Origin of the sequence: Rhizobium freirei PRF 81 (assembly GCF_000359745.1) — a bacterium.
GTDB lineage: Bacteria > Pseudomonadota > Alphaproteobacteria > Rhizobiales > Rhizobiaceae > Rhizobium > Rhizobium freirei.
Genome location: NZ_AQHN01000040.1, coordinates 1 through 568, shown reverse-complemented (window position 1 = coordinate 568; position 568 = coordinate 1). Strand labels below are relative to the sequence as shown.

At 62.5% G+C, this 568-nt stretch carries 1 protein-coding gene; it reads left to right on the top strand.

Annotated features, from left to right (window positions below; genetic code table 11):
• Window positions 1–568 (top strand): VCBS domain-containing protein (locus RHSP_RS08535; RefSeq protein WP_037150586.1); only part of this gene is annotated, 568 nt, incomplete at both ends.

The following is a 568-nucleotide window of genomic DNA, read 5'->3' as shown; positions in this document are numbered from 1 at the left end:
CGACGCACCGACGATCACGATCGCCAATGGCGACAGCGCCAACGGTCAAGTGACCGAAGCTGGTATTGGCGTTGCCAACGACAGCGCTCATAACACGGCTTCTGGCCATCTGACCGGCGCTGATATTGATAGCCCGTCCTTGACGTGGTCGGTGGCAGCGGGCAGCGGCCAGACGGGTAACCTGGACGGTTCGGTGACCGGTGCCTACGGCACGCTGAGCGTCAGCGCGAACGGCACCTGGACCTATGTGCTGGATCAGTCGAAGGCCGATCCGCTGAATGTCTCGGATCATCCGCAGGAGAGCTTCACGGTTCGGCTGAGCGACGGCCAGGGCGGCATCACGACGCAGACGGTCGTGGTGACGGTCAACGGCACCAATGACGCGCCGACGATCTCGATCGCCAATGGCGACAGCGCCAACGGTCAAGTGACCGAAGCTGGTATTGGCGTTGCCAACGACAGCGCTCATAACACGGCTTCTGGCCATCTGACCGGCGCTGATATTGATAGCTCCTCTTTGACCTGGTCGGTGGCAGCGGGCAGCGGCCAGACGGGTAACCTGGACGGT